Annotated in this window: 24 protein-coding genes; 5 read left to right on the top strand and 19 right to left on the bottom strand. The window is 41.3% G+C overall.

Annotation, left to right across the window (positions count from 1 at the left end):
- Positions 1–84: 84 nt before the first annotated feature.
- From U5K35_RS12045 to U5K35_RS12000, 10 genes are all read right to left on the bottom strand, one after another.
- Positions 85–768, bottom strand: coding sequence for a hypothetical protein (locus U5K35_RS12045; protein ID WP_322571712.1), 684 nt, complete (start codon positions 766–768; stop codon positions 85–87).
- Between the two features lie 129 nt (positions 769–897).
- On the bottom strand, positions 898–1,347 hold the full coding sequence (locus U5K35_RS12040) for a hypothetical protein (protein ID WP_322571711.1): 450 nt from the start codon (positions 1,345–1,347) through the stop codon (positions 898–900).
- Between the two features lie 188 nt (positions 1,348–1,535).
- Positions 1,536–1,904, bottom strand: a complete 369-nt coding sequence (locus U5K35_RS12035; RefSeq protein WP_322571710.1) for a cupin domain-containing protein — start codon at positions 1,902–1,904, stop codon at positions 1,536–1,538.
- A gap of 375 nt (positions 1,905–2,279) precedes the next feature.
- The gene (locus U5K35_RS12030; protein WP_322571709.1) at positions 2,280–2,624 is read right to left on the bottom strand and encodes a hypothetical protein; all 345 of its coding nucleotides are present in this window, start codon (positions 2,622–2,624) and stop codon (positions 2,280–2,282) included.
- Positions 2,625–2,630: 6 nt separating this feature from the next.
- Positions 2,631–3,650 carry an alpha/beta hydrolase gene (locus U5K35_RS12025; protein WP_322571708.1) on the bottom strand — a complete coding sequence of 340 codons (1,020 nt, stop codon included), beginning with the start codon at positions 3,648–3,650 and terminating at the stop codon, positions 2,631–2,633.
- Between the two features lies 1 nt (position 3,651).
- A complete protein-coding gene (locus U5K35_RS12020) occupies positions 3,652–5,142 on the bottom strand; it encodes an aspartate aminotransferase family protein (protein WP_322571707.1) in 1,491 nt (496 codons plus the stop codon).
- A 158-nt stretch (positions 5,143–5,300) separates the two neighbouring features.
- Entirely contained in the window at positions 5,301–5,810 is a 510-nt protein-coding gene (locus tag U5K35_RS12015; RefSeq protein ID WP_322571706.1) for a YybH family protein, read from the bottom strand.
- Between the two features lie 206 nt (positions 5,811–6,016).
- A complete protein-coding gene (locus tag U5K35_RS12010; RefSeq protein ID WP_322571705.1) occupies positions 6,017–7,981 on the bottom strand; it encodes a helix-turn-helix domain-containing protein in 1,965 nt (654 codons plus the stop codon).
- 444 nt (positions 7,982–8,425) lie between these two features.
- On the bottom strand, positions 8,426–8,794 hold the full coding sequence (locus U5K35_RS12005) for a hypothetical protein (protein ID WP_416221614.1): 369 nt from the start codon (positions 8,792–8,794) through the stop codon (positions 8,426–8,428).
- 547 nt (positions 8,795–9,341) lie between these two features.
- A complete protein-coding gene (locus U5K35_RS12000) occupies positions 9,342–10,268 on the bottom strand; it encodes an alpha/beta hydrolase (RefSeq protein WP_322571703.1) in 927 nt (308 codons plus the stop codon).
- 380 nt (positions 10,269–10,648) lie between these two features.
- Here U5K35_RS12000 and U5K35_RS11995 point away from each other — a divergent pair, with 380 nt between their 5' ends.
- Positions 10,649–10,849, top strand: a complete 201-nt coding sequence (locus U5K35_RS11995; RefSeq protein ID WP_322571702.1) for a hypothetical protein — start codon at positions 10,649–10,651, stop codon at positions 10,847–10,849.
- Here the strand turns inward: U5K35_RS11995 and U5K35_RS11990 are convergent.
- From U5K35_RS11990 to U5K35_RS11950, 9 genes are all read right to left on the bottom strand, one after another.
- A complete protein-coding gene (locus tag U5K35_RS11990; protein ID WP_322571701.1) occupies positions 10,846–11,010 on the bottom strand; it encodes a phage integrase N-terminal SAM-like domain-containing protein in 165 nt (54 codons plus the stop codon). The genes U5K35_RS11995 and U5K35_RS11990 overlap by 4 nt on opposite strands.
- A gap of 465 nt (positions 11,011–11,475) precedes the next feature.
- Positions 11,476–12,207, bottom strand: coding sequence for an ABC transporter ATP-binding protein (locus U5K35_RS11985; RefSeq protein WP_322571700.1), 732 nt, complete (start codon positions 12,205–12,207; stop codon positions 11,476–11,478).
- A gap of 1 nt (position 12,208) precedes the next feature.
- Positions 12,209–13,600: an efflux RND transporter periplasmic adaptor subunit gene (locus tag U5K35_RS11980; protein ID WP_322571699.1), complete on the bottom strand. Its 1,392-nt coding sequence runs from the start codon at positions 13,598–13,600 to the stop codon at positions 12,209–12,211.
- Between the two features lie 26 nt (positions 13,601–13,626).
- Positions 13,627–14,973, bottom strand: a complete 1,347-nt coding sequence (locus U5K35_RS11975; protein WP_322571698.1) for a TolC family protein — start codon at positions 14,971–14,973, stop codon at positions 13,627–13,629.
- Positions 14,974–15,102: 129 nt separating this feature from the next.
- Complete coding sequence (locus tag U5K35_RS11970; RefSeq protein WP_322571697.1) at positions 15,103–15,480, bottom strand: DUF883 C-terminal domain-containing protein; 378 nt, start codon at positions 15,478–15,480, stop codon at positions 15,103–15,105.
- Positions 15,481–15,490: 10 nt separating this feature from the next.
- On the bottom strand, positions 15,491–15,904 hold the full coding sequence (locus U5K35_RS11965) for a hypothetical protein (RefSeq protein ID WP_322571696.1): 414 nt from the start codon (positions 15,902–15,904) through the stop codon (positions 15,491–15,493).
- Between the two features lie 10 nt (positions 15,905–15,914).
- Positions 15,915–16,118 carry a hypothetical protein gene (locus U5K35_RS11960; RefSeq protein WP_322571695.1) on the bottom strand — a complete coding sequence of 68 codons (204 nt, stop codon included), beginning with the start codon at positions 16,116–16,118 and terminating at the stop codon, positions 15,915–15,917.
- 739 nt (positions 16,119–16,857) lie between these two features.
- Positions 16,858–18,084: an ABC transporter permease gene (locus U5K35_RS11955; protein ID WP_322571694.1), complete on the bottom strand. Its 1,227-nt coding sequence runs from the start codon at positions 18,082–18,084 to the stop codon at positions 16,858–16,860.
- A gap of 1 nt (position 18,085) precedes the next feature.
- Positions 18,086–19,318, bottom strand: coding sequence for an ABC transporter permease (locus tag U5K35_RS11950; protein WP_322571693.1), 1,233 nt, complete (start codon positions 19,316–19,318; stop codon positions 18,086–18,088).
- 153 nt (positions 19,319–19,471) lie between these two features.
- Here U5K35_RS11950 and bshB1 point away from each other — a divergent pair, with 153 nt between their 5' ends.
- From bshB1 to U5K35_RS11930, 4 genes are all read left to right on the top strand, one after another.
- Positions 19,472–20,212 carry a bacillithiol biosynthesis deacetylase BshB1 gene (bshB1, locus tag U5K35_RS11945; protein WP_322571692.1) on the top strand — a complete coding sequence of 247 codons (741 nt, stop codon included), beginning with the start codon at positions 19,472–19,474 and terminating at the stop codon, positions 20,210–20,212.
- Positions 20,213–20,245: 33 nt separating this feature from the next.
- Entirely contained in the window at positions 20,246–21,088 is an 843-nt protein-coding gene (locus U5K35_RS11940; protein WP_322571691.1) for a helix-turn-helix domain-containing protein, read from the top strand.
- Between the two features lie 884 nt (positions 21,089–21,972).
- On the top strand, positions 21,973–22,521 hold the full coding sequence (locus U5K35_RS11935) for a carboxymuconolactone decarboxylase family protein (protein WP_322571690.1): 549 nt from the start codon (positions 21,973–21,975) through the stop codon (positions 22,519–22,521).
- An 11-nt stretch (positions 22,522–22,532) separates the two neighbouring features.
- The gene (locus U5K35_RS11930) at positions 22,533–22,958 is read left to right on the top strand and encodes a hypothetical protein (protein WP_322571689.1); all 426 of its coding nucleotides are present in this window, start codon (positions 22,533–22,535) and stop codon (positions 22,956–22,958) included.
- The last annotated feature ends 27 nt before the right edge of the window (positions 22,959–22,985 follow it).

The following is a 22,985-nucleotide window of genomic DNA, read 5'->3' as shown; positions in this document are numbered from 1 at the left end:
TTGGCGACAATATTGCGGAGCAACCAATTTTTTGTGGTCAGAACCGAAAATCAACCCGCTTGATCCGCTTTGATTCAATTATGTCTATGGATAATCCATATATCCACTTTTAACAAAATCCTTTCCGTTCCAGATATATTGTATTGCATTTCCTTTTAACCAACTGTTATCTAAATCGTTTCCTCCCATATTTTCATGAATCCTCCAATAAATATCGTTTCCTTCTTTCTTAAATGTTATAGCTAAGCTGACATATTGACGATATTCTTGAAGAGACTGATCAGGAGTCTCCTGTTTTGCAAAATCATGTAAGCTTAAATTCTTAGGAATATTGGTAGAAACTTTTTTAAGGTTATAATTATCAAAAGTAAAAAAGCTCAAATCCGCTTGAATAAATTCAACTGGTGTTCCTGCAACTCTAGAAATGCCAAATAAATAATTTCCACTATTCAGCGCCCATCTCTTTAGTTCAAACGTATTAAACCCTCTCTGCCCAGTTTCAAATGACATCGTTACTTTCAAATAGTCCATTGTTGACTCTACTATTCGGTAAACTTCAATAAAATTCTCGTTGTTGTCCACTGGATAGAATTCATTATCTGCTAAGAGTTCTTCTCTGTCATCCGAGTTAAGATTGTCAAAGTACTCGCTTGGAAGAGCTTCTAAAAAATCTTCAACACTCTGAGAATTGACGTCAGAAACAGATAAAATAAATACATAAACGATAAGTATGATATTCTTAGACAAGGTAATTGAATATTTATTCATTCATAGCGACCCAGCGCTTTACGCTCACAAAGATTATGAGTTCATCAACGGCAAAAAATTTAAAATAAGCAACATCGAAAACTAATCTTCTGCTGTGTCCCCGGTTAATTCGCTTTGCCGGTTGTATTACTATTCGATAAAATATTTATGGATCAATCGATTCGATCCTTCAAAAACCACATTTTGTTCTTTACGAATGTTTTGGATGAGTAATTTCTTCGCCTCCCTAAAGTTTGAACTCAAGTTTGATATAAGAATTGGAGTTTGTGACTTACCGTAGATTTTAAAGCTCCCAACGGTAACCCTTATTTTTTGGATCTCATTGTAGGATATGGTTGCTGAAGGAATCCCGAAAACCCGGATTTCATTTTCTGACAAAATCACTTTTTGACTGTAAGAATTATATATGGAAATCAGGATTGTAATTATTACTGCTGATGCTGCGAATGCAGCACCGAGTATTACTGCCAAATCATTTACATCAGAAATATAAACCAGTGATATTGATGAGAAAGCAAAAAAGAAAATAAAAAAAGCGACCCATCGGCCGGGATTCGTCTTTAGTTCAATCTGTTTCATATGTCTTCTTTTTGATAAGGTTTTTGAACTACACCTAACGATATTGTGCATAAGGTGCAGGCGCCAACGTGTTGAAATTGTTTACAAATGAAAAGTTATTCGATAAATGGGAGGCGGGCAATAATTGACGAAGCCTGCCACCTTTATACACTGGTTATGCCACAAACCTTATTGAGTTACTTTTAAATCTAAATATAAACATCATTTTTAGCAGTACGTTCGGTTTTACTTTTGTCTCCTGTATTTACGATGCCTTTGGGTTCAATCAACAATAATTTCGCCTCATTTTCTGCGAAAGGTTTGTGCTCAACGCCTTTAGGTACAACAAACATTTCGCCCTTTTCCAAGTTTACAGATCCATCTCGGAAATCAATGCGGAGATCGCCTTCTAATACGATGAATGTTTCATCCGTATCCTCATGGCTGTGCCAAATGAAATCTCCTTCTACTTTTGCAAGTTTAAATTGATAGTTATTCATTTCGGCAATGACTTTAGGGGTCCATTGTTCGTCAAATAGGTCAAATTTTTCCTCGAATTTTAAAGCTTCATATTTCATAATGTATCTTCTTTGTTTGCGGTATAACGGTTTGGCCATTTCCAGTTTAAAATGTGATAAAAGAATAGATTTACTGCAACTCTGAAAACTTCATTAGGGTCGTTGAGCGGCCAAGTTCGAGTTGAAACGCTGGTTATAGGGCGCTTTGTGTATGGGCTTAAAATTTATTTTAACCGTCGGCGGTATGATTAGTAGCCGGTAACGGCTTCCAGGCCGTAGTGGCGTGCTTTTTGCTACCTATCATACTGCCTTCACGTTCCATGTATAAAGTTAAACTATCTTTTTAAATTACAATTTCCTCAATGAGATACTGCAGAAAGCATGACAAAGGCTATTACTTATACAAAATGTAGTAACATGTTATTCTTACAGGTATTAGAGTATTAACTCTCCTTTTAATTCATAATGTTCAGCTGTTTTATCATACCTTTTTAATACTTTCTTTGCATTATCAGGTATATATGCCGTTTCATATTTTTCTCCCGCAAATTTCTTCACCGATTTCAGAGAGTCAAACTGAAGAACAAGAAAAAACTCCATTTCGTCAATGTTTTTCTTAGTGGAAATACTAACTTTTTCCAAACCATCCACTCCGTTCTTTTTCACTGTGGGAAAGACCTCTTTAATAAGCATATCTTCATAAATCGGTGCATTTTCTATTGTAGTCCAGCCTTTCCACGTTCGTATTATTTTCTCTTTTTCTTTTCGAATTTTTTTCAAGATAGTTTATTTTAAATATGTACTTAGAAAATCAATTTGTGCTATACTCGATTTATCAAATAGAAGGCTTGGATAATACAATAATCCGAAATGCCCTCCATCAATATCAACCCATTCTTTTGGCTGGTTTATGTTGTCATATACATATTTAGTCACTTTTGGGTTTGCTCCATTCATTTCATCATTGGTTGCAACAACCATTAATATTGGAGCCTTTAATTGACCTGCAAATTGACCAAGGTTGAAATCATCAGGAACTTCAATGTTTGAAAATGAAACTACATTTTCCCAATGCGTGCCAAACCGACCACCATATTCAATAAACCAGTTATAGGCTGTTAAATCTGTTAATGCAGAAGGTGTTCCTTTTTGGTCTGTCGAAACAATTGGCATTTGTTCTGTGGTTGTATGTGGTAAACTCATTATATCATCATTTAGAAGGGTTTCTTTAGCAAAAACAAATAAACTTCCATCTTTATCTTCTTTGGGAATTTCTTCACCAAAAGCTGGAATCATAGTAACAACGGCTTTAACCCTGTCATCGGTTGTTCCTGCTAGGAATGCCTCACGTGAGCTCATACTTGCCCCCCAAACGGCAATTTTATTTTCATCAATTTCGGGTTGATTTGTAATAAAATCGATAGCATCAATATAACCTCTGGATTGAACCCAAAAATTAATTTCTTGACGTGGTTCTCCATCACTTATTCCTAAATTTCGATGATCATATAGTGCAACAGCAAAACCAGCTTCTCTAAATTTTTGCGCATATTTATCGGCTGTCATCCCGTTGATTGTAGTTGTAAATCCATGTGCCATAATTACTACTGGACAATTATTAGATTTGTGTTCTGGCAAATAAAGCCTTCCCCTAAGCGTTGCCCCTTGTGATTCGAACTCAATATCTCTATATATTTCAGTTTCGGTTTTTTCAGATTCAATTTTTTCCATTGAATTCTGGATTTCATTACACGCTAATAGGCTTCCTGTAATGATCGTCAAGAGAATTATAGTTGAATTCTTCATTTTATTTTTTTTGTGTGGATAATTTCAAATGAGCCTTTCTTCCTTCTCGAATTATTATTTCAGCAATTTCTTTAATATCATTTTTTGAGGTTCTGAAATTCACAATACAAGCTCTTAAACAATACATTTTATTCACCATAGCATTTGATATAAATAACTCACCACCAGATTGAAGTTCATTCAAAAGTTCTTCATTCAATTTATTCAGATAGTCATCTTCTAAGCTGTGTTTATAGTTTTTAGGAATATACCTAAATGTAGTAATGCTTAAATTTTGTGAAACTGCCTTTAATTCAGGATGCTTTTTAGCTAGGTCAAATAATATTTCTGACAATTCAATGTCTTCACGAATTAGTTTTTGATAACCATTTCGACCAACTTGTTGTAATGTTAACCAGACTTTTAATGCTCTAAATCCACGGGAATTTTGCATTCCAAATTCATAATAGTTTTGAGCAGTTTCTCCTTCGATACTTGTAAAATTGTAATATTCCGGATGAGAACTAAAAGTATCAATTAAATGCTGTGGTTTTTTTACTAACGTACATCCTGCTTCAAGAGGACTATATAGCCATTTATGAGGGTCAAGAGCTATGGAATCAGCTTCAGAAAGACCATCAAATAGGTTTTTAAATTCAGGAATAACAGCAGCTGGCACACCATAAGCACCATCAATATGAAACCATAAATCATAAGCTTTGCATATAGTTGAAATTTCTTTTAGGCTATCAACAACACCAGTGCTCACGTCACCAGCAGTACCAATTACCATAATTGGTTGTAAACCGTTTTCTATGTCTCTTTTAATTGTTTCTTCAAGAACTTTATTATTCATTTTATTGGAAGAATCAGTTTGAATCCAACGAATTGAATTTGAGCCTAAACCAAATAATATAGTAGCTTTCTCAATCCAGGTATGTGTGGATTTTGAACAATAAACAGTTAATTTTTTAGCTATACTCGAGAGTCCATCTCTTTTTATACTTTTTGGTGCTTTAGCTGTTCTAGCAGCCAAGAATGCTATGAAATTTGCCATATTCCCACCACTAACTAAAATTCCACCGTAACTTGGTGAAACACCTATAAATTCAGCAAGCCATTGAACTGTTTGCTTTTCAATTTCTGTAGCAATAGGGCTTAAAATATGAGCACCAACATTTGAATTTACAGATGATGCAAGTAAATCAGCCAAGGCTCCTATCGGGGAAGCAGATGAAGTAATATAACCTAAAAATTTAGGGTGCCCGTTAAATAATGAATGGTTGAATAATAAATCCGTTACTCTTGGTATAAGTTCTGTTGCAGGTATTCCGTTTTCTGGCAAAGACGTGTTTCCTAATATACTTTGTAATTGACTTGGACTTTCGTTGACTGTAACAGGTTTTTTATCAATACTAGAAATAAAGTCGGAAATATCATCTATTAATTGATGTCCAATTTTTTGAAAATTTTCTTTGTCGATATCTATCGAATTATCTCGATTTTCATTCATTCTACTATGGTTTGCTTTAATGTGTTACAACGTGTTCCTGTTTGAGTAGAAGTGAAATTTATGCGTTACAATTTTTGGGAAGTAATTTGCGATATAAAAAAATAGCGACTTGAATTGAAACTCAAATCGCTAATAATTATATACCTTGTTGTAGCACGTTATTCAATCTTCTTTAAAGGTGAGTGATGTTCGTGGACCATTTTCCATCCATCTTTAGTTTTAACAAATAACAAGGTTATTTGATCGTATACTGTTACCAAATCTTCTCCAAATTTTAGGATAAAATCAGAATGAAAGGTTAGGTTAGCTACATCGCCATAAACTGCAATCTGTAAATCATTGGCATCGAACTTAACCACTTCGGTTACAGAGCCAAAAACACTACGTTCGTGATCTTCATTTGCTTCACTACCATTGCGGGGTTCCCCATTTTTGAATTCAGTAAATTTTGGACCATACGCGTGGAAGGAAATTAGTTTATCCAAATCACCATCTTTAATGCTTTGGGCAATGGCGCCAAAGGTTTCCATAACTTCTTGCTTTGCTTCGGGAAATTCATCAGCGATCAAGTCAATTTTTTTCTCCTCCACATTTGAAGTTTGTCCCTTGCAACTAGTAAATGCAAGTAATAAAATACCCACAACCATAAATGTCGTTCTTATTTTCATAACTTTAGATTTTAGTATTAAATTTTGATTTCAGTACAAGATTATCTTGCGCCTCAAAATTGAATGTTATAAAAATGTAAAGAAGTACTAAACACCACCTAACAGGCATGTTGCGGTATTATTAAAATTTTGTCCAGGGGTTGAAATTATGGTGCAGAACCTTCAAACGATGTTGAAATGGTCATTTTTGGGAAACTAATTTTTGATCAAGACTTTATAGGTAATCCGATACTGGAAAAGCCAACTTTTTCGTACAGATCTACGTATCGTGGATCGTTCCTTAATGGGGCCAAAAGAGGTTCTTCCCGTAACCAGGTCATTTCCACTTCATGTCTTTCATAAGACTTGTTCAACCACTCAAAAGTGCGTTCATAATCATTCAAGGTGCAATAGTATAGCGCTATGAACCAAGCAGGACTGCCCGATGAGACTTCATTGTACTTTGTGAACAACTCTTCCAAATGTTTATTTACCTCATTCTGACTGTCATCCATCTGGGCATAGACCAAGTTCAGCCACATCAAAATTGGGGGATAATCGGGAAATTGGGAAAGTATTCTCTCTAGCTGTATTTCAGATTTTTCATATTCTCCAAGATAATAATACAGTTTTGCAGACTCTCGTAAGTAAAACCAGTTATCGCTGTAGAGTGGGTCCAAGTTATATAGTGTTTCCATTGCTTCTTGACTTGAGCCTAAAAAGAACTGTGCTTCAGCTCTGAAAAAAGGAAAAAACACATTGGAAGGATCGTTCAAAATAAAATACTCAGATGCTTTCAAGGCTTCTTTAGGTCTTCCTGTTTTTATAGCATAATCAAGAGAGATGACAGGCGATTTATCATAGATAGAATTTTCTAAGATGTTTTGATAATAGCCTTCCACGAGATTAAAATTCCAATTATAAAAAAATTCACCTGTATGTAATTCTTCTTCGGCTTGTTGATTCTCCGGTTCTATTTCCAACACTTTTTCTAACAGTTTTTTTGCCTCTCCCCAAGCTATTTGCTCATTATAAGAACCCCATACGCCTCCTCCCAGGTTATAAATATTAGCCATATCTAAATACGGTTGGACAAAACTTGAATCTAGTGCAATGGCCTTTTCATAAAAGCTTATTGCGTTGGAATATGATAATTCGCTTGCTTTATTTCTTTGAAAATCTCCTTGAAGATAGTAGGAGTAGGCTTGTTTATTCTTGGTAGGTATTTTTTGTATGGCTGCCATTTCGTTTTCTAAAATGGTAGCCTTCATATTTTTGGCAACTGCCTCTACAACCTCAGTCTGCATCTTAAAAATTTCATCGCTCTTCCACTCCCTTGTGTACTCTTCCGACCAAAGATGAACGTTCGATCGGCCATGAACCAATTGTAAATTGATTTTTATCTGATTACCGGAAATCTGAAGATTTCCCTGTAATAGATTTGCCACGCCTAGCTCTTTTGCAATTTCTTTGATAGACATCTCGGATCGTTTATATGGTAAAACCGAAGTAAAGGGAACTACTTTATCAATAGCATTGATCTTAGTAAGTCTTGAAATTACAGCATCGGTCATTCCATCGGAAATATATTCCAAATCAGTACTGCCCGTCCAGTTTTTTAAGGGTAATACGGCTATCGATTTTCCATCGATAGTGATTGCGGTTTTTTTCGATTCTTGGTTCTCCTTTGCTTCCGGACCAAATAAATAAAAGATTGCCAATACGAATACCGGTAGTAAAATTAACGCCCAAAGCAATCTTTTTTTGGTATTGCTTTTTGCGATTGTGGTACCCTGGCCATGGATAAGATTTTCAATTTCATTGCTACTTTTTGATTTGACTTCTCCCGGGGTAATTCCATAAAACTTATGGAAACAGGTGTTGAAATAGGTTGGACTACTGAATCCTACCCGATATGCACTCTCAGAAGCGGTTATCTCTTCGCTCCTAAGAATCTCCATTGCCCTCTTCAATCGGTATTCGCGGATAAATTGGCTTGTTGATACACCCAAATGCCTTTTCAATTTCCTGTGAAGACTAGACCTGCTCATTCCGACCGCCTGTGCCAAACTATCGACCCCAAATTGGTCATTGTTAAGATTTGACTCGATTTCATAGGTCAGTTTATCGACCAAAGTGCTCCCCAATGGTTTTTCTTGAAAATCTTTGTATGAATTAAGATCCGTACTCATTTAAATATCGAATTTCTTTAGTGGAGACATTTCAAGTTTAACAAATTAAGAACTAATGGAGGTTTAACTGGATGGCATTTTATAAGTTTTATTAAATTATGTGAGTTCAAATAATTAGTGCAACACGACGAAATGTGTTACAACATCGGCACTTAACCAATGCTGTTAGGGTTATCCTTTATTCGTACGCACGTTTTATTCATGTTATTCTAAAAATAATGAGAGTAACATGATGAAATTGGAGTTCATATCAAATTTTGAATCTCACCTTACGCTTAAGAAAGCTCTCGATTTTTAATATTACCCTAGCCCTATAACGACCCAGCGTTTAAACGGCACACGAATAATATTGAATTAGCAACTAACGAAAGAAGAGACGTAAAACTAAGAGTGGCAATGAATTGTCGAGATGCGTCCGCGTTAATGCGCGGGTTAGGGGGTTATTCACTCTTTGTTGTATATGACAGGAGTCTTGTACTTCCATTCCTGCCATAAACTCTCATTTACTAATAAATTAACCATGAAATGACCTACATTGATTCTGCTTGTCCTACCTGCGTTGAATATTGGACTTCTTATTTTATTTTCATGGATTTCATATTCACTCTTGCTTTCTTCATCACATAGTGAATCTGGGCGAACAGCTATCCATTCAATCTTTCCAGATTCCCCAACGTCATATACAAGATGATCTCCTGCAAGGATATTATCTTTGTGTGGAGGCAAAACAATTTTTAATGCTGACAATATCAGTTCTTCCCCAAATGTATTTTTTTCTCCCTTGTTCTTATTTGTATATGCTGTTGTACTCATTAGAATGAGCTTCTTGGCACTATCACAAGATTCTATTGCCGCTGTAAGCTTTTTAACAGCATTAACAACCAATTTTTGTGGGGGCCCAAATAGTCCTTTAAAACTGATGTTATGACCAAGTCAGCAAACTACCGAATTGCAATCCAGTATAAGTTCTCGAATCTTGCCCGTGCTAAAGCTGTCTATGTTACCTTTAACAATCTCAATATTTTTATCTTCGGCGATTTTGTCTGAAATTATGGCACTTTCGCGTATCACAATTCTTACGGAAATATTCCTTTCAATAATTTTGATACTACTAATTTCCCTGTTGCACCGCTTGCTCCCAATACTAACGTCTTCATGTTAACACCTTAAATATTTAATGATTAACACGCCTAACGGTTTGGCGCATAACCTGCACGGGGATTACTAGGTAAATGAGGGTTCAAAATTTTAATTAGCAAAAAGTTACAACCAACGGCGAGGCCGTGTCAGCCGTTAATGCGCTGGTTATACTGCGATCGACTCCGCTCGGACTTCACGAGTACCGACCACAGATAAATCACTATTGGTCTTCCAGAAAAGTCTGTACCGAGTCATTGAAGAAGTAGGTATTCGAAAACATTGCATGTCCTGCCTCCGGAACCATAATATGCGATTCGCCCTCAAGACATTTCTCAAGCTCTGCCGTGACGAGAAAAAACATAGCGGGGCTCTCCTCTCCAGTCATCAAAAGTGTGGGGTGGTCAAATTTGCTCAGTGCATCACATTCAATAGTGGGCATGACGACCGACCACTCAGTCAGTAGCTCCAGCCGATGTTGGGGGCCGGCCTTCTCCACGATCTCGTCCTGCGCCTCCAGCGGGAGTTCCTCGAACCAACCCGGATAGATGACCCCGTTCAGAAAACGACGGAGTCCTTCCTTCATCTCTCCCTGCTTGTAGGCTTCTCTGGCGGGTTCGAGTACACGTCGATTAAAAGAATTGAGCAGACCCTCTCCCACGGACGTGCGTGCCAGCAACGGCAGGACCGGAGGTTCGCCTAGGACGAGACTGCGAACGAGTTCAGGATGCTCCAGCGCGAAGGCAAGCGCAACATAACCGCCATAAGAATGGCCTATGACGTGCGTCGGGCCAAGGTCAAGCTCTGTGATAAGCGCAACGAGATCATCTACGTGAAGCTGAAGTGCATATGCGTCACCTGCTTGCGGTGGATCATTCGGAAAGTGAAAGCGTCGGCTGTAGGAGATCGTCCGAAATTGTGGCGCAAGGAATTGCGCATGTGGACTCGCCCAATTTAGGTCGCCTGTACTACCGTGGACGAACACCAAGGGCTCGCCGTCGCCGCATTCAAAGTAATGAAGCGTAGCCCCGTTTACTTCCACAGTTTTAATCGTAGACGTGCATTCATTCGCCTGAGCTGAGGCAAAAACTGAAGTGCCCGTCAGAAGGATGAAGTTGATAAGAAATGTGCAGAAAGATTTCGCAGTCATATAAAAGCCTCCAATCCAATGTTTTTTTTTAGTTTAGTGTTTTGAGTAGCACCACGGTATCTCTTCTAGAAAGGTCTACCATGTATGCGGCATAACATAAAGGATTGTATCGGAAGTGCTGGCAATATAGGCAAACGGAGCATTTGGGCAAAAGTCCGAGCACTTCGGATACAATCTTGTTGAGCTGAACCGCGTAGCGGAATCCTGCTATGGGACTTGTATAGATGCCACCGTACTTGCAGGAGTTGTGTATTGGCTGGTAAACCGTGAAATATGCCTTACGTGAAGTGGTCTGTAGGGTGAATATCTGCCCTTGCCATATGAATCAGATGCTCTGACTGTCCACATCCCCTATAGAGGCCAGGACTTGAAATAGACAATTGCAGAAGTTCATACTGATGGAGATTGCTGACAGTGGCCTTAGCGGGGCTACTTCCTGGCGGGTGATACAACAGGTGGGCTGGGCTGCGGGGTGGGCATGGACTCGACGATTGTCGCTGGTTCGGGCACACCCATCGAAAACGCAGGGCACACACGGTCTGGTTAAGCTGGCTCCAGGAGCACTTTTTGTCTTCGACTAATATCGCTGATATTCGCGGATATGTTCACGGGTTAATCGATCCGGAGATTGGCCAAAATAGTGGGCAAATTTGGCAACACGGTTGATGTAAACCTGGATGGTTCTGGGGGAGTAATTACGGATCTTCAGATCCTCGGTCATTCGTTGGCGTAGTTTGCTCATAACAGATTCCTCCGATTTGTGAGTTACAGTTCTATACCATAACTCTTTGACCAAATGGATCTGTATATAGCAGTCTACATTCTAAAAAAAAGGGCCTACCGCGAAGCGGTTTAGTTCAACATGTATTTATCGGCACTCTTTTTGATACTGCCGCTGTCCGATAATAATCCAATCATATTGCCAAAGCAAATAAATACAATGTTTTGTCCGGATAATAGTTATCGGCCAACTTAAAATGTCCGAATATAACGCCGATAAATCCCCACATTTTTTACTGAAGTACAATAGAATCCAACCGAAGTTGTAAACTACTTTTTAGTTGAAAGACGGATCACCGAAAACAAAAAAAGGTCCGACCAAAAAGCCGGACCCGTTTTATAAATAGTTTAGGTATGTGTTCTCATCAGCCCTCTTAGGCCGGTGAGTCAGATAGAAAAAGGAATTTAGAAAAGTTCACCTACAGCTTTATGCGGGCTGCATGTTTAAATCAATATTGGCCAGTACAGGTTTTGCTACCTTTTCGTCCGTTTCTATCAAACCGTCGCGCAGGCGTACAATTCGCCGGGCATGTTCGGCAATTTCGTTTTCGTGCGTGACCACAATAATGGTGTTTCCGGCACGGTAGAGCTCTTCAAACAGGTTCATGATCTCCTCTCCTGTTTTGGTATCGAGGTTACCGGTCGGCTCATCAGCCAACAGAATAGATGGATTGTTCACCAGTGCACGGGCAATGGCCACACGCTGTCGCTGTCCGCCGGAGAGCTCATTCGGCTTGTGATCTACACGATCACCCAAGCCTACGCGGTTCAGCGTCTCAGTGGCTCGCTTTTTCCGCTCCGAACTTTTAATACCGGAGTAGATCAGCGGAAGCTCTACGTTGCTCAGGCAGTCGGTCCGGGGCAGCAGATTAAACGTCTGAAATACGAATCCAATCTCGCGGTTTCGAACCTGCGCAAGCTCGGCGTCGTCCAGTTCGCTCACGCGATTTCCGTTCAGGATATACTCACCCGAAGTTGGCGTATCTAGGCAGCCGATCATATTCATCAGCGTCGATTTTCCCGAACCCGAAGGTCCCATGATGGCGATATACTCGTTCTCTTCCACATTTAATGTAACACCGTTCAGTGCCCGAACAATGGTTTCACCCATCTTATAGTGCCGGGCAAGATCCGTAATTTCTATAATTCGTTTAGCCATCTTAGTTTCCTCCGCTAGCTGCAATCTCATTTCTGTTTTGTACTGCAATCAGGTCTCCGTCTTCCAGCTCCCTGGAAAGCACCCGGTAGCTTCCGGTTACCACTTCATCACCGGCATCCACGCCGCTCATGATCTGAATATGAGTGTTATCACTGATTCCGGTCTCCACCTCTACCCGCTTGGCTTTGCCGTCATCATTCAGAAATACCACTCTGCGGAAATCCTCATCTTGGTTACGGAGCTCCTGATCAGAAGTTTCATCCTCTTCTGCTTCTTCCGACTCTTCTGATTCTTCATCGCCAGAATTGGAATCATCCTTTGCAAAATCACGAACCGTTACCGCCTGTATGGGCACAGATACTACATTGTAAACCGTATTGGTTTTGATATCGACCGTACCCGACATTCCCGGTTTGAAACTCGGTACCGATTCAGGCACTTCCGAAATCGATTCGGACTGAGTCATAAACCGGTCTGCAGCCTGATCCAGGTTGTGAGGCGTAATAATTCGAATTTTAACTTTGTAGTTGGTCACCTGGTCGGCCGATCCGCCTCCGCTAACATCCGCGGAATTTGCAATTTCGGTCACCAGGCCTTCAAATATTCTGTTCGGATAGGCGTCTACTTCAATCAACGTGGTATCATTTGGAGATACGTTTACAATGTCGTTCTCATTTACATCTACAACCACCTCCATCTGCTCCATTCTGGCAATACGCATCATCTCCGTACCGGCGGTTTGTGCCTGACCCAGAACACGTTCACCGCTCTCTACCGACAGCCGGCTAATGGTACCGTCTCTGGGTGATCGGATAACCGTTTGCTGAAGCTCCTCCTCGGCTCTTCTCAACTGAGCTCGGGCACTTTCAATCTGATATTCAGCGGCCTTGAGGTTTGCTTTCTGGGCTTCGTAGTTATTTTTGACCTGCATATACTCCAGCTCGGAGATCAAATCCCTTTCATAGAGCTGTTCATTCTTCAGAAATTCCGCTTCGGCCTGCAGCATGTTTGAACGCGCCTGCTCCATCCTCGATTGTTGAGTGAGAAGTGAAGCGTTCAGCTCATCTATACGGGCTTCGTAAATATCGGGTTTGATTCGAAGCAGAAGTTCTCCCTCTCTTACAAAATCTCCCTCCTTCACGTTAAGCTCGATGATTTCACCCGATACATCCGGGCGAATGACAACCTCGATCTCCGGCTGAATCCTCCCCGAGGCAGACACCAGCTGGGTGATGGTCCGAAGTTCAGCTTCCCGTGTTTCAACCTGTTTTTCATTTGAACCGCCGTCCATCCATCCGGCCGTTTTCGCAATCACCGCCAGCGCGACAAATGCAAATAGTATGATACCCAGAATTTTAAGAAGCTTTTTTGTAGCTGATTTTTGTTTACCCATCACCTTACGTCTTTTTTACAGTTTAATTAAAATTGAAAATTGCTATCCAGCTGACCGATGTAGTAGTCGAGCAGTTTCTCCTGGAAAACGAAATTGTATACAGCTTGTATTCGATTGCTCTGAGCCTGTACGTAATTAGCATTCGCCTGGTTCAGCTCAATCAGCGTAGAAGATCCTACCTCATATCGCTGTTGTTCAGTTACATAGGCGCGCTCTGCTGCAACCAACGCTTTTTCGGTTGACTCCAGCTCTTTCACTATTGAGGTATAGTCGTTGTATGCCTGCCTCACTTCTTCCATTACCTGGAACTGAACATTTTCCATCGCCAGTTCGCTATTTCGAAGCTGCACTCTGGCACTCTCAATATTGGTTCGTGTATTCCATCGATTGAAGATTGGAATCTGAATAGAGAAGCCTATGCTTCGCCGCACATTTTGATCAAAAAACTGGTCACTGAATGACACTGCCTCTCCAGTAATCGGATCCAAAAGCTGATCACTCCAGCTACCGTTTAATCCTGCACTTGCAGAAATCGTAGGGAGATGCTGACCGCGAGCAATTCTGTAGTTCTGTAAATTACTCTCAATATCAAACTCCTGTGCCCGGATATCGCTTCTCTGTTCAAGAGCAGAAGCAATCATATCCTGTAAATTGAGATTCATAGGCATCAGCGCCATTTCGTCCACCGTTGGCATTACAGGATCAACTTCATTGATCGTTTCGTCCTGCATAATTCTGATCAGCCGAGCCATACTTACTTCGACTGCATTTTCACGCTGAATCACAGCCAGTTCATCATTAGCCACAACCGATTCCTGATTGTATTGATCCACGGTTGGACGTGAACCTACTTCAACCTGAGCGGTAATTCTCTCCAGCTGGCTCCTTGAAGCCTCAAGATTAGTTTCTGCAATTGTTAAAAGCTCTCTGTTTAAAACGACCTCAAGAAACCGGCTGGCCGTATCAAACATTACGCTTTCTTTCAAGCGCTGATAGCTCAGCTCTTCAGATTCTTTATTCGCACGAGCAGCTCGAAGGTTTGAAATATTTGTAAATCCATCAAAAATAGTAACGTTCGCGTTTACACTACCTCCTACACCGTAGGTTGTTCTGTCTTCAAAAGCGAGGTCTTCCTGAACAAACTGCACACCCACGTTTCTGGAACCGCTTAAACCGGCACTCAGTGAGGGCAGAAAATCGGCCTGTGCGCTTCGTACTCGGGTATCGGCCAGATCACGGTTATTTTCTGCCTGCTTTAACTGATAGTTGTTCTCTAGTGCAATGTTAATCGCCTGCTCGATGGTGAGCGAGGTTTGCGAAAAACCAAGAATTGGAATAAGTAATAAAATGGAAGTTAGTAATAGTTTCTGCATCGTTCGGTAGTTGAAGTTATTTATTGATGTTACACGGGAAAGTTTAAACAGAGTTACAGTAAAATTTGGACGTATCAGACATTTGATACGTTTTTTTACAAAACCCCACTCAATTTTTGAGAAATGATGTTATTTATCTGATGAATCAGATTGATTTCGCCCGGCGATCTGCTGATCTACCAGTTCAGAAATATAGTACATCGCCTTTTGTACAGCCATGTGCTTTAATTCGTTCATCAGAATAGACGAGATTCCGCTTCTGGGGTTTGATTTTTTTTCAGGAGAGTAGTCGCGCGATTTTTTCCTGCTTCTCTTCAAAATCCCCAGAGTAAAACCGGCCGCAGCAGCTATGGCAACAGATTTTAGCGGATTGTTTTTAACATATTTTTTTGGATTGGTGGCTATTCCTACACCCTTAGTAAGGTTAGAAATACGTGCTTCAAAACCGGATTCAAGTACTTGGATCTCTTTCTCAAGCTTTTTCTTTCGCTCTTTCACTTCAGCCATCGATATTTTTTTATTCCTTTCCAGAACTCTCCTCTTCTTGATTTGTATTTTCAATCTTAAAAGATTCTTCAAAACCATCCATTAACCTGGATATAAGTTCTGCCTGAATTCGATCAGTAATTTTCTGTGAACTTGATCGCATAAAAATAAACCCGAAAAGAAATAGTGGAACGGCTGCGATCAGGAAACCGAGTGAGGTATTATTTACCAAATCACCCAAAAAGAATGAGAGTGCCAACCACAAAAACAGTATGGCAGAACTGAGTAAAAGCATACCGGCAAACCTCTGAAATGATTGTGCAATCATCAATGAAATCTGCTCAGATATAGCAACAGCTACTAACTCTATACGTTTTTCAATATAGAGACGCACCTCTCTTCTCATACTGTTCTGCTGTTCGCTATCTTTTTGTTCCTCATTCATGGAGTAAGAATTATTTTATGAGTCTGGCAAAAAGATAACCTGCTGCCGCTCCAATCAAAACACTTTTGATCGGGTGCTTTCTGATAAGCAGTTCAGATTCTGTTTTCAATTCCTGAATCTTCTCCTGCAGTTCTTCACTCTGCAAATAAGAATAGCCCTCTTCAATTACACCTTCCAACTCTTCATTCAAGTCGTTAATCATGTCTGTATTCATGGCGTAAACCGTTTCTTTTTATGATTTATGAGTTCCGTTTTATTAATGGAACAAAGTTAAAATAACACGTTGGCGTGTAATCATAAAACGGTTTTTACAGAAGAGCAGTTCGATTAGAAGTATTTGAATTGTTATTTCTATAACTCCATGTTTCTTATGATATAGTTTTAGTCTGATGGAATTTTATGATTTACTCAAAAAAATAATAGAACTGAACAAATCGTCGGCATACGGTTGTTATTCTTCTTTCTGATTTTATTCAATCACAAATCACCCTCTTGAAACTCGTAACTGAATACTATTGAAAATGAACACTGTGAGCTTCGCCTCAATACTGTAGTCTGCTCCAATCCAATCTCCCTGTTCGGCGAGACATTTTAATTACACATTTATCCCGCACTGCGCTCAAGCTTGTACGGGGCTAATCATATTCAACCCTATCGGGTTAATTCCCAAGCATAACCGAGCAACAATACTTCCCCTCTTGAGAGGGGATTGAGGGGTGTGTCAAAATGGATTGATGTTTTCAGATTGTAGTCTCTAATCTTCACGAGACCTTTTTTTGTAGCCACCCACCGGTGGGTGGCTACAACTCCCTCAGACACACAAATATGGACAGTACTGAAACCATCCGGTCCAACCACCCCTTGCCCCTCCTTCGAAAGGAGGGGATTCTACATATCCACTATTTTTGCTGAGATAAACACTCAAGAAAGCCAAGAGGTGAGTCAAAAAAACGCTACTCGTAGCGGAGACTCTCGATAGGATCAAGCTGAGCAGCTTTAAATGCAGGGTAGACGCCAAACACGACACCAACTACAGTCATACCGACCACACCGCCAACAGCCGATTCCCACGGAACGACGATGCTGGATTCAAGCCAAATGGCTGCAGCATTACCCAGGGCAGCACCGAATATAATTCCGATCACACCTCCTATTTGGCACATAGCGATAGACTCCATCAAAAACTGGGACACGATCGCCTTTCGGGTAGCCCCGACAGCTTTACGAACACCAATCTCCCGAGTTCGCTCGCTTACGGATACCAACATAATATTCATCACGCCGATACCGGCTCCCAGCAGCACAATTCCTCCGATTACAAATCCGATTGTGTAGAGTATTCCGGTAAAACTGTCGAACGCATTTCCAAGTGTTTCGTTGGTAGTGATTTCAAAATCGTTTGGATTGGCCGGATCAACTTTTCGAATGGCTCGAAGAACACCGGTAATTTCATCAATCGCCGCTTCAATTCGCTCAACCGAACCCGCCCGTACCTGTATTCCTATATTTTGATTTTTACCGTAAATACCGGCCAGATTTGTATAGGGAATCATCACAAATCGGTCCATCGTGCTTCCAAACACATTTCCTTTGGCCTCGGTCACCCCGATTACAGTGTAGGGTCTACCTTCAATTCGAATGGTTTTTCCTAACGCCTCCACCCTTTCAAAAAGGGCGTCTCTTACATCTGCACCGATAATGGCAACGGAACGGGCATAGTCCATATCTTCAGGCGTAAAATTTCGCCCCTCTTCGATATCGTAAGCGTTATTGTTAAGATAATGCTCATTTCCTCCCCGGATTCCGATATTGGGTTCCGTCTCCTCATCATTGTAAGAAACACGCGTGGTGCGGTAAGTTCTGTTTGGCCCTACTCCTTCGGTACTATAGGTGAGCTCTTCCAGTCTCTCCATCTGGTCAATCGTAATATCCTCCCGGTTTCGAAGCTCTTCCCAGTTCTGCCCACCCATGTTAATAGCGGGAAATTTGCTCACCGTAATCACATCACCCCCCATCAGGCTGAGAGTATCCTTGAAATAGGTATCGAGAACAAGCACGGCGGTGTTGGCGCTGATTATGGCAAATACGCCCACGGCTATGGCCAATAGCGTGAGTGAAGAGCGTAATTTGTTCGCTCGAATGGAATCGACTGCCTGTCTGAAAACTTCAATGATATTCATATTACTCGTACCTCAATGATTCAATAGGATCAGATTTTGCCGCTCGGCTTGATGGCAGATACCCAAAAAGTATGCCGATAAACGTACAGAGCAGGATAGCGTTCAGAACGGTTGTCCAGTCCAGGTAGGCCACAAAAATTTGGTTGATTAATTCCGTTACACCGATCGAAAGTAATACTCCAATCACCCCGCCGAATAAACAGATAACGATGGATTCCATTAAAAACTGCAGCAGGATTTCCCACGACTGCGCACCTACTGCCTTTCGAATTCCAATCTCTTTGGTTCGCTCCTTCACCGAAACAAACATGATATTCATCACACCGATACCTCCAACAAACAGTGCAAGGCCGGTTAGAAAAATTCCGATTCCATAGATAGCCACTTTCATGCTCTGGAACTCCTGTTCAAAAAGTGCCGCCTTGTTGATTGCAAAATCGTCGTCTTCCATCGGATCGAGTCCGCGAATTTGACGCATGGCACCGATCACTTCATATTCACCGTCAGCCATCATCTCTTCATTGGGAAACTGCACCGACAATCTCAGGCCGTAGCGCAAATCATAAATTGTTGCCATTGCACCAACCGGAATCACCATCTCATTATCCAGATCTTCCATTCCCAGGAAACTGCCCTGACTCTCCAATGTGCCGATCACCGTGAATCTCTGTCCTCTGATCCGAACCCGTTTACCAATTGGATCCATACCGGGAAAAAGTGCTTCGGCCACTCCGCTGCCAATCACCACTACCCTGGCTGATCGCTGCTCATCCGCTTCACTGAACGCGCGACCTTGATCAATATTCAAACCTGCCGTTTGGAAATAGGATGCTGTTGCTCCATTTATACCGACCCCTTCAGCGTTTCGGTCGTCATAGCGAACAGTTGTGGAGCGATAAATACGTCCCGAAACTGCAGACGCACTTGGAACCAGATCCCGCAGTTTTTCAACATACGCCAGTTCCAGTTCCTGACGATTTCGATACTCCCACCATTTATACTCACCACCAAATCCCCATGGCCACTTTTCTACAAATACCACATTTCTGCCCAGCATATCCATGCTTTCATCGAACGAGCGGTCTACACCGTCGGTAATGGTGTTCATGGCCGTCACTGACACAATCCCGATTACAATACAGGTTGTGGTTAAAATCGCACGCATTTTATTAGCCCACAGTGAGGAAAGAGCTATTTTAAACCCCTCAACAAAACTGGTAAATATTCGATACATAGAATTTTATTTGTGAACGCATCCATCAAAATAGGAGATTATGGATACACACTTGTTTAACAGAAAAACGATATCTGTTGACGTTACGGAAATTAACTGCTTACGTTTCACTATATTTGAAAAAAAATCATTCAGAAAAAAATTTAACTCTACATGATCGATATTTTAGCATTTGGAGCCCACCCCGACGACACTGAACTCAGTTGTTCCGGAACCCTTGCAGCTCTGGTTCAGCAGGGTAAAAAAGTTGCGGTTGTAGATCTGACCCGCGGCGAGATGGGATCGCGCGGCACCGCGAAAATTAGAATGAAAGAGGCAGCGAAAGCCGCAGAGATTATTGGACTCGAAGCCCGGGAAAATTTGGGTCTGCCCGATACTCAGCTTGACAACACCCGCGAGTTTCATCTGCCCATTATTCAGGCAATACGAAAATTCCGCCCTCACGTTTGCCTGATAACGGCTCCCTCCGATCGTCACCCCGACCACGGTGATGCCTCCCGTCTGCTGGTTGATGCCATCTTCTACAGCGGATTGATAAAAATTGAGACAAAGGATGAAGACGGAAATTTACAGGAACCCCACCGACCGGCTCATGTTATTCATTATATGCAGGACCGTCCCTTTGAACCCGATTTTGTTTTTGATATCACAAACACAATCGAAACCAAGGAAAAGGCTATAAAAGCTTTTGCAACCCAATTTAACGTTGCCGATCCCGGAGATGAACCTGAGACCTATATCTCCGATCCAAAGTTTTTCGAAGCATTAAGAGCACGGGCCAAATATTTTGGTCACCTCGGTGGATTTGAATACGCTGAAGGGTTTCTCTATCACGGCAAACCCATCCCAATGAACGGTTTTGACTTATTTATGAGTACAAAACCTAAGCGGTAAGATATCGGACTTATCCTGCATCAAACCTTTGTAATGATGGAAAAAACATTCAAAAACAGGGAAATCGATGCGGAATTTAAAATCTCTCAGGGGATTTCATCATCTTATCGGGATGAGGGAAGCTTTCTCATGTTTATTTGGAATGATGGTGCCGTCCCGGTCTGCTTTGGCGTGGATGAACGCATTGTTGAACTGAAACCCGGACAGATTACCTGTACGACGTATCTGCAGCAGGTAGATTTTACCCAAATCGATGAGGTTGATGATCTGAAGTTTCTTCGATTCAATCGTGAATTTTACTGCGTTCACACTAACGACAGTGAGGTTTCCTGTAACGGCCTGCTCTTTTTCGGATCCAGCTTCTCCCCTATTCTGGAACTAAATGATGACGAATCAAAACGTCTTCGAACTCTCTTTGATGTGCTTACCGAAGAGTTTGATATGAAGGAGTCCAGCCAGGAAGAGATGCTTCGGATTCTGCTGAAGCGATTTATCATTCGCTGCACGCGGCTTGCCAATAAGCAGCTATTAAAAGATGGGGATAATCAAACCGAAATTGACCTTATCCGGCACTATAATGTTTTGGTTGAGGAGTATTTCAAAACCAAAAAAAGTGTTTCGGAGTATGCCGATCTGCTTCATAAATCACCAAAGACAATCGCGAATGTATTCAGCAAGAACTCAGATTTAACACCCCTTGAAGTAATTCACAAGAGAGTGATCATGGAGGCAAAGCGGATGCTGCTCTACACGGACAAATCCGCAAAAGAGATCGGTTACGAGCTTGGGTATAACGATCCGGCTCAGTTTAGTAAACTGTTCAAGAAAGAGATCGGAATAACGACGACTCAGTTTTTAAAGAAGAACCAAAGTTAAAAGACCTATCTACTGTTTCTATCTCTCGCAGAGTTGCGCAGATGTTCATCGCAGATTTTCGCTGAATCGATTCTGCTCAAACTCCTGAAGAGTTGTCTGTTTTTAGAAATGAACAGAGGGAAATAGTGAACGGCTCCAGCGGAGCCTCCTGTGTAATCGTAAAAGTTCCTCCTAAAGAATTTCAATTAGAAAAAAAGTTCGAGGATGCCTCAAAACCAAATTTAAAATTTTTTAAAACCCAATTTTTAAAAATTACATAGATATAAAAAAAGGAACTCCCCTCCTTGCGGCGTTCATTTGCGCCGGAGGGAGGGGCTGGGGCTGACAATATCCAAATATTTATAACTTTAGTGTTGTAAATGCATTGAAAGCAATACATTCTAGCGTTCATTTTTATGATGGGAAAATCAGGGTCAACCTATTCACTCATACTTTTTTTAAAAAAGCTAAAAGAACCCTCCGGCCTTGATTGGTGGAGGATTCGCATGGTTTGCATCAAAGCGCGGGAGACATCACAATATCGGCTCCCCCGGGAGCAATCGATGTTGTGTAACCGCGCGGGCAAACCAGGCCCGGAAGCAATCACCGCCCGGGAGTTTTTGATTCCTTTTGGCGGCCCAAAAGGAATAAGGGAAACAGTTTAATCTGTGGAAGTATTTTATATCATTTTTAATGATTCCAAGATTATATAGGTAATGTCAGGAGCTGGGGGTGGGTTGAATGGGCTGTTGGCAACTCTGCTATTTCGTTCTTAATCAACAATCCCAAAAACCAGATACACGGGAAGAATTGACAACAAGAGAGGTATTTTGAGCATTTATGGACATGCATAATTAGGCGATGTTGGCAGTGTAACAAACACAAACCAATAAACAGCAATAATTATGAGACCATTAAATGTTCCAACAAAAAACGAAGTAACCGATCAGAACAGACAGATCTTTGATCAGTTAGAATCCAATCTCGGCTTTATTCCAAATATATACGCCACCTATGCTCACTCCAAAAACGGGCTGGCCAGATATATGGAGTTTGCCAACGGTAAAACCTCACTCAACAATAAAGAGAAAGAGGTCATCAACCTGGCAGTGAGCGAAATCAACGGATGCAGCTACTGCCTGGCAGCACATACCCAGCTCGGGAAAATGAATGGGTTCACCGAGGAACAAACACTGGAGTTGCGACAGGGAAAAGCGTCGTTCAACGAAAAGTTTGATGCACTTGCCGGTCTGGCCCGGGAAATCATCCAAAACCGTGGAAATATATCAGACGAAATCCTTCAAAATTTCTTTGATGCAGGATACAGTAAGGAAAACCTGATCGACGTCATCATAAATGTAGGCGAAAAATCAATTACCAACTTTCTGCACAATATCACGGAAATACCTATTGATTTCCCTGAAGCTCCTGAACTTAAAACCGCAACCGTTTAAATAATATCATTATGCATAGAATTAACTGGACAAAAGCGATTTTAGCAGGTATAGCGGGAACCATTCTGTTCGATCTTTTCGGACTGATCATGGGAATGGGATGGTGGGATATTCCCTCCCTCCTTGGCGAAAAAACAGGACTTGGTCTGGCTTACGGAGTAGCCGGTCACTACGGTAACGGTGTTCTACTGGCAGTACTTTATGCCGGTATCGCCCCTTCACTCTGGGGACCGGCATGGATCAGACCGTTTATCTACACAACCGGAGAAGCGATAGCACTGGTCTGGCTCTTCATGTTTCCACTGGTTGGAGCCGGAGTTGCCGGGCTCGACATGGGCGTGGATATGGCCGTCGGATCGATGGTTCGCCACTGGATTTACGCTCTTCCACTCGTCTTTATCGTAAATAAAGACATATTCCCGGCTCAAAAAGATTAATCTATCATTTCCCATCAAACCGAGGCA

The organism is Rhodohalobacter sp. (genome assembly GCF_034521535.1).
Lineage (GTDB): Bacteria > Bacteroidota > Rhodothermia > Balneolales > Balneolaceae > Rhodohalobacter.
Note: the sequence above shows the minus strand (reverse complement) of the source record. Positions and strands in the feature narration are given on the sequence as shown.

Excerpts from the sequence above, each read along its gene's own strand:
- U5K35_RS12045 (WP_322571712.1), bottom strand. The coding sequence starts at position 768 with ATGAATAAATATTCAATTACCTTGTCTAAGAATATCATACTTATCGTT.
- U5K35_RS12040 (WP_322571711.1), bottom strand. The coding sequence starts at position 1,347 with ATGAAACAGATTGAACTAAAGACGAATCCCGGCCGATGGGTCGCTTTT.
- U5K35_RS12035 (WP_322571710.1), bottom strand. The coding sequence starts at position 1,904 with ATGAAATATGAAGCTTTAAAATTCGAGGAAAAATTTGACCTATTTGAC.
- U5K35_RS12025 (WP_322571708.1), bottom strand. The coding sequence starts at position 3,650 with ATGAAGAATTCAACTATAATTCTCTTGACGATCATTACAGGAAGCCTA.
- U5K35_RS12020 (WP_322571707.1), bottom strand. The coding sequence starts at position 5,142 with ATGAATGAAAATCGAGATAATTCGATAGATATCGACAAAGAAAATTTT.
- U5K35_RS12015 (WP_322571706.1), bottom strand. The coding sequence starts at position 5,810 with ATGAAAATAAGAACGACATTTATGGTTGTGGGTATTTTATTACTTGCA.
- U5K35_RS12010 (WP_322571705.1), bottom strand. The coding sequence starts at position 7,981 with ATGAGTACGGATCTTAATTCATACAAAGATTTTCAAGAAAAACCATTG.
- U5K35_RS12005 (WP_416221614.1), bottom strand. The coding sequence starts at position 8,794 with ATGAGTACAACAGCATATACAAATAAGAACAAGGGAGAAAAAAATACA.
- U5K35_RS12000 (WP_322571703.1), bottom strand. The coding sequence starts at position 10,268 with ATGACTGCGAAATCTTTCTGCACATTTCTTATCAACTTCATCCTTCTG.
- U5K35_RS11990 (WP_322571701.1), bottom strand. The coding sequence starts at position 11,010 with ATGAGCAAACTACGCCAACGAATGACCGAGGATCTGAAGATCCGTAAT.
- U5K35_RS11985 (WP_322571700.1), bottom strand. The coding sequence starts at position 12,207 with ATGGCTAAACGAATTATAGAAATTACGGATCTTGCCCGGCACTATAAG.
- U5K35_RS11980 (WP_322571699.1), bottom strand. The coding sequence starts at position 13,600 with ATGGGTAAACAAAAATCAGCTACAAAAAAGCTTCTTAAAATTCTGGGT.
- U5K35_RS11975 (WP_322571698.1), bottom strand. The coding sequence starts at position 14,973 with ATGCAGAAACTATTACTAACTTCCATTTTATTACTTATTCCAATTCTT.
- U5K35_RS11970 (WP_322571697.1), bottom strand. The coding sequence starts at position 15,480 with ATGGCTGAAGTGAAAGAGCGAAAGAAAAAGCTTGAGAAAGAGATCCAA.
- U5K35_RS11965 (WP_322571696.1), bottom strand. The coding sequence starts at position 15,904 with ATGAATGAGGAACAAAAAGATAGCGAACAGCAGAACAGTATGAGAAGA.
- U5K35_RS11960 (WP_322571695.1), bottom strand. The coding sequence starts at position 16,118 with ATGAATACAGACATGATTAACGACTTGAATGAAGAGTTGGAAGGTGTA.
- U5K35_RS11955 (WP_322571694.1), bottom strand. The coding sequence starts at position 18,084 with ATGAATATCATTGAAGTTTTCAGACAGGCAGTCGATTCCATTCGAGCG.
- U5K35_RS11950 (WP_322571693.1), bottom strand. The coding sequence starts at position 19,318 with ATGTATCGAATATTTACCAGTTTTGTTGAGGGGTTTAAAATAGCTCTT.
- bshB1 (WP_322571692.1), top strand. The coding sequence starts at position 19,472 with ATGATCGATATTTTAGCATTTGGAGCCCACCCCGACGACACTGAACTC.
- U5K35_RS11940 (WP_322571691.1), top strand. The coding sequence starts at position 20,246 with ATGATGGAAAAAACATTCAAAAACAGGGAAATCGATGCGGAATTTAAA.
- U5K35_RS11935 (WP_322571690.1), top strand. The coding sequence starts at position 21,973 with ATGAGACCATTAAATGTTCCAACAAAAAACGAAGTAACCGATCAGAAC.
- U5K35_RS11930 (WP_322571689.1), top strand. The coding sequence starts at position 22,533 with ATGCATAGAATTAACTGGACAAAAGCGATTTTAGCAGGTATAGCGGGA.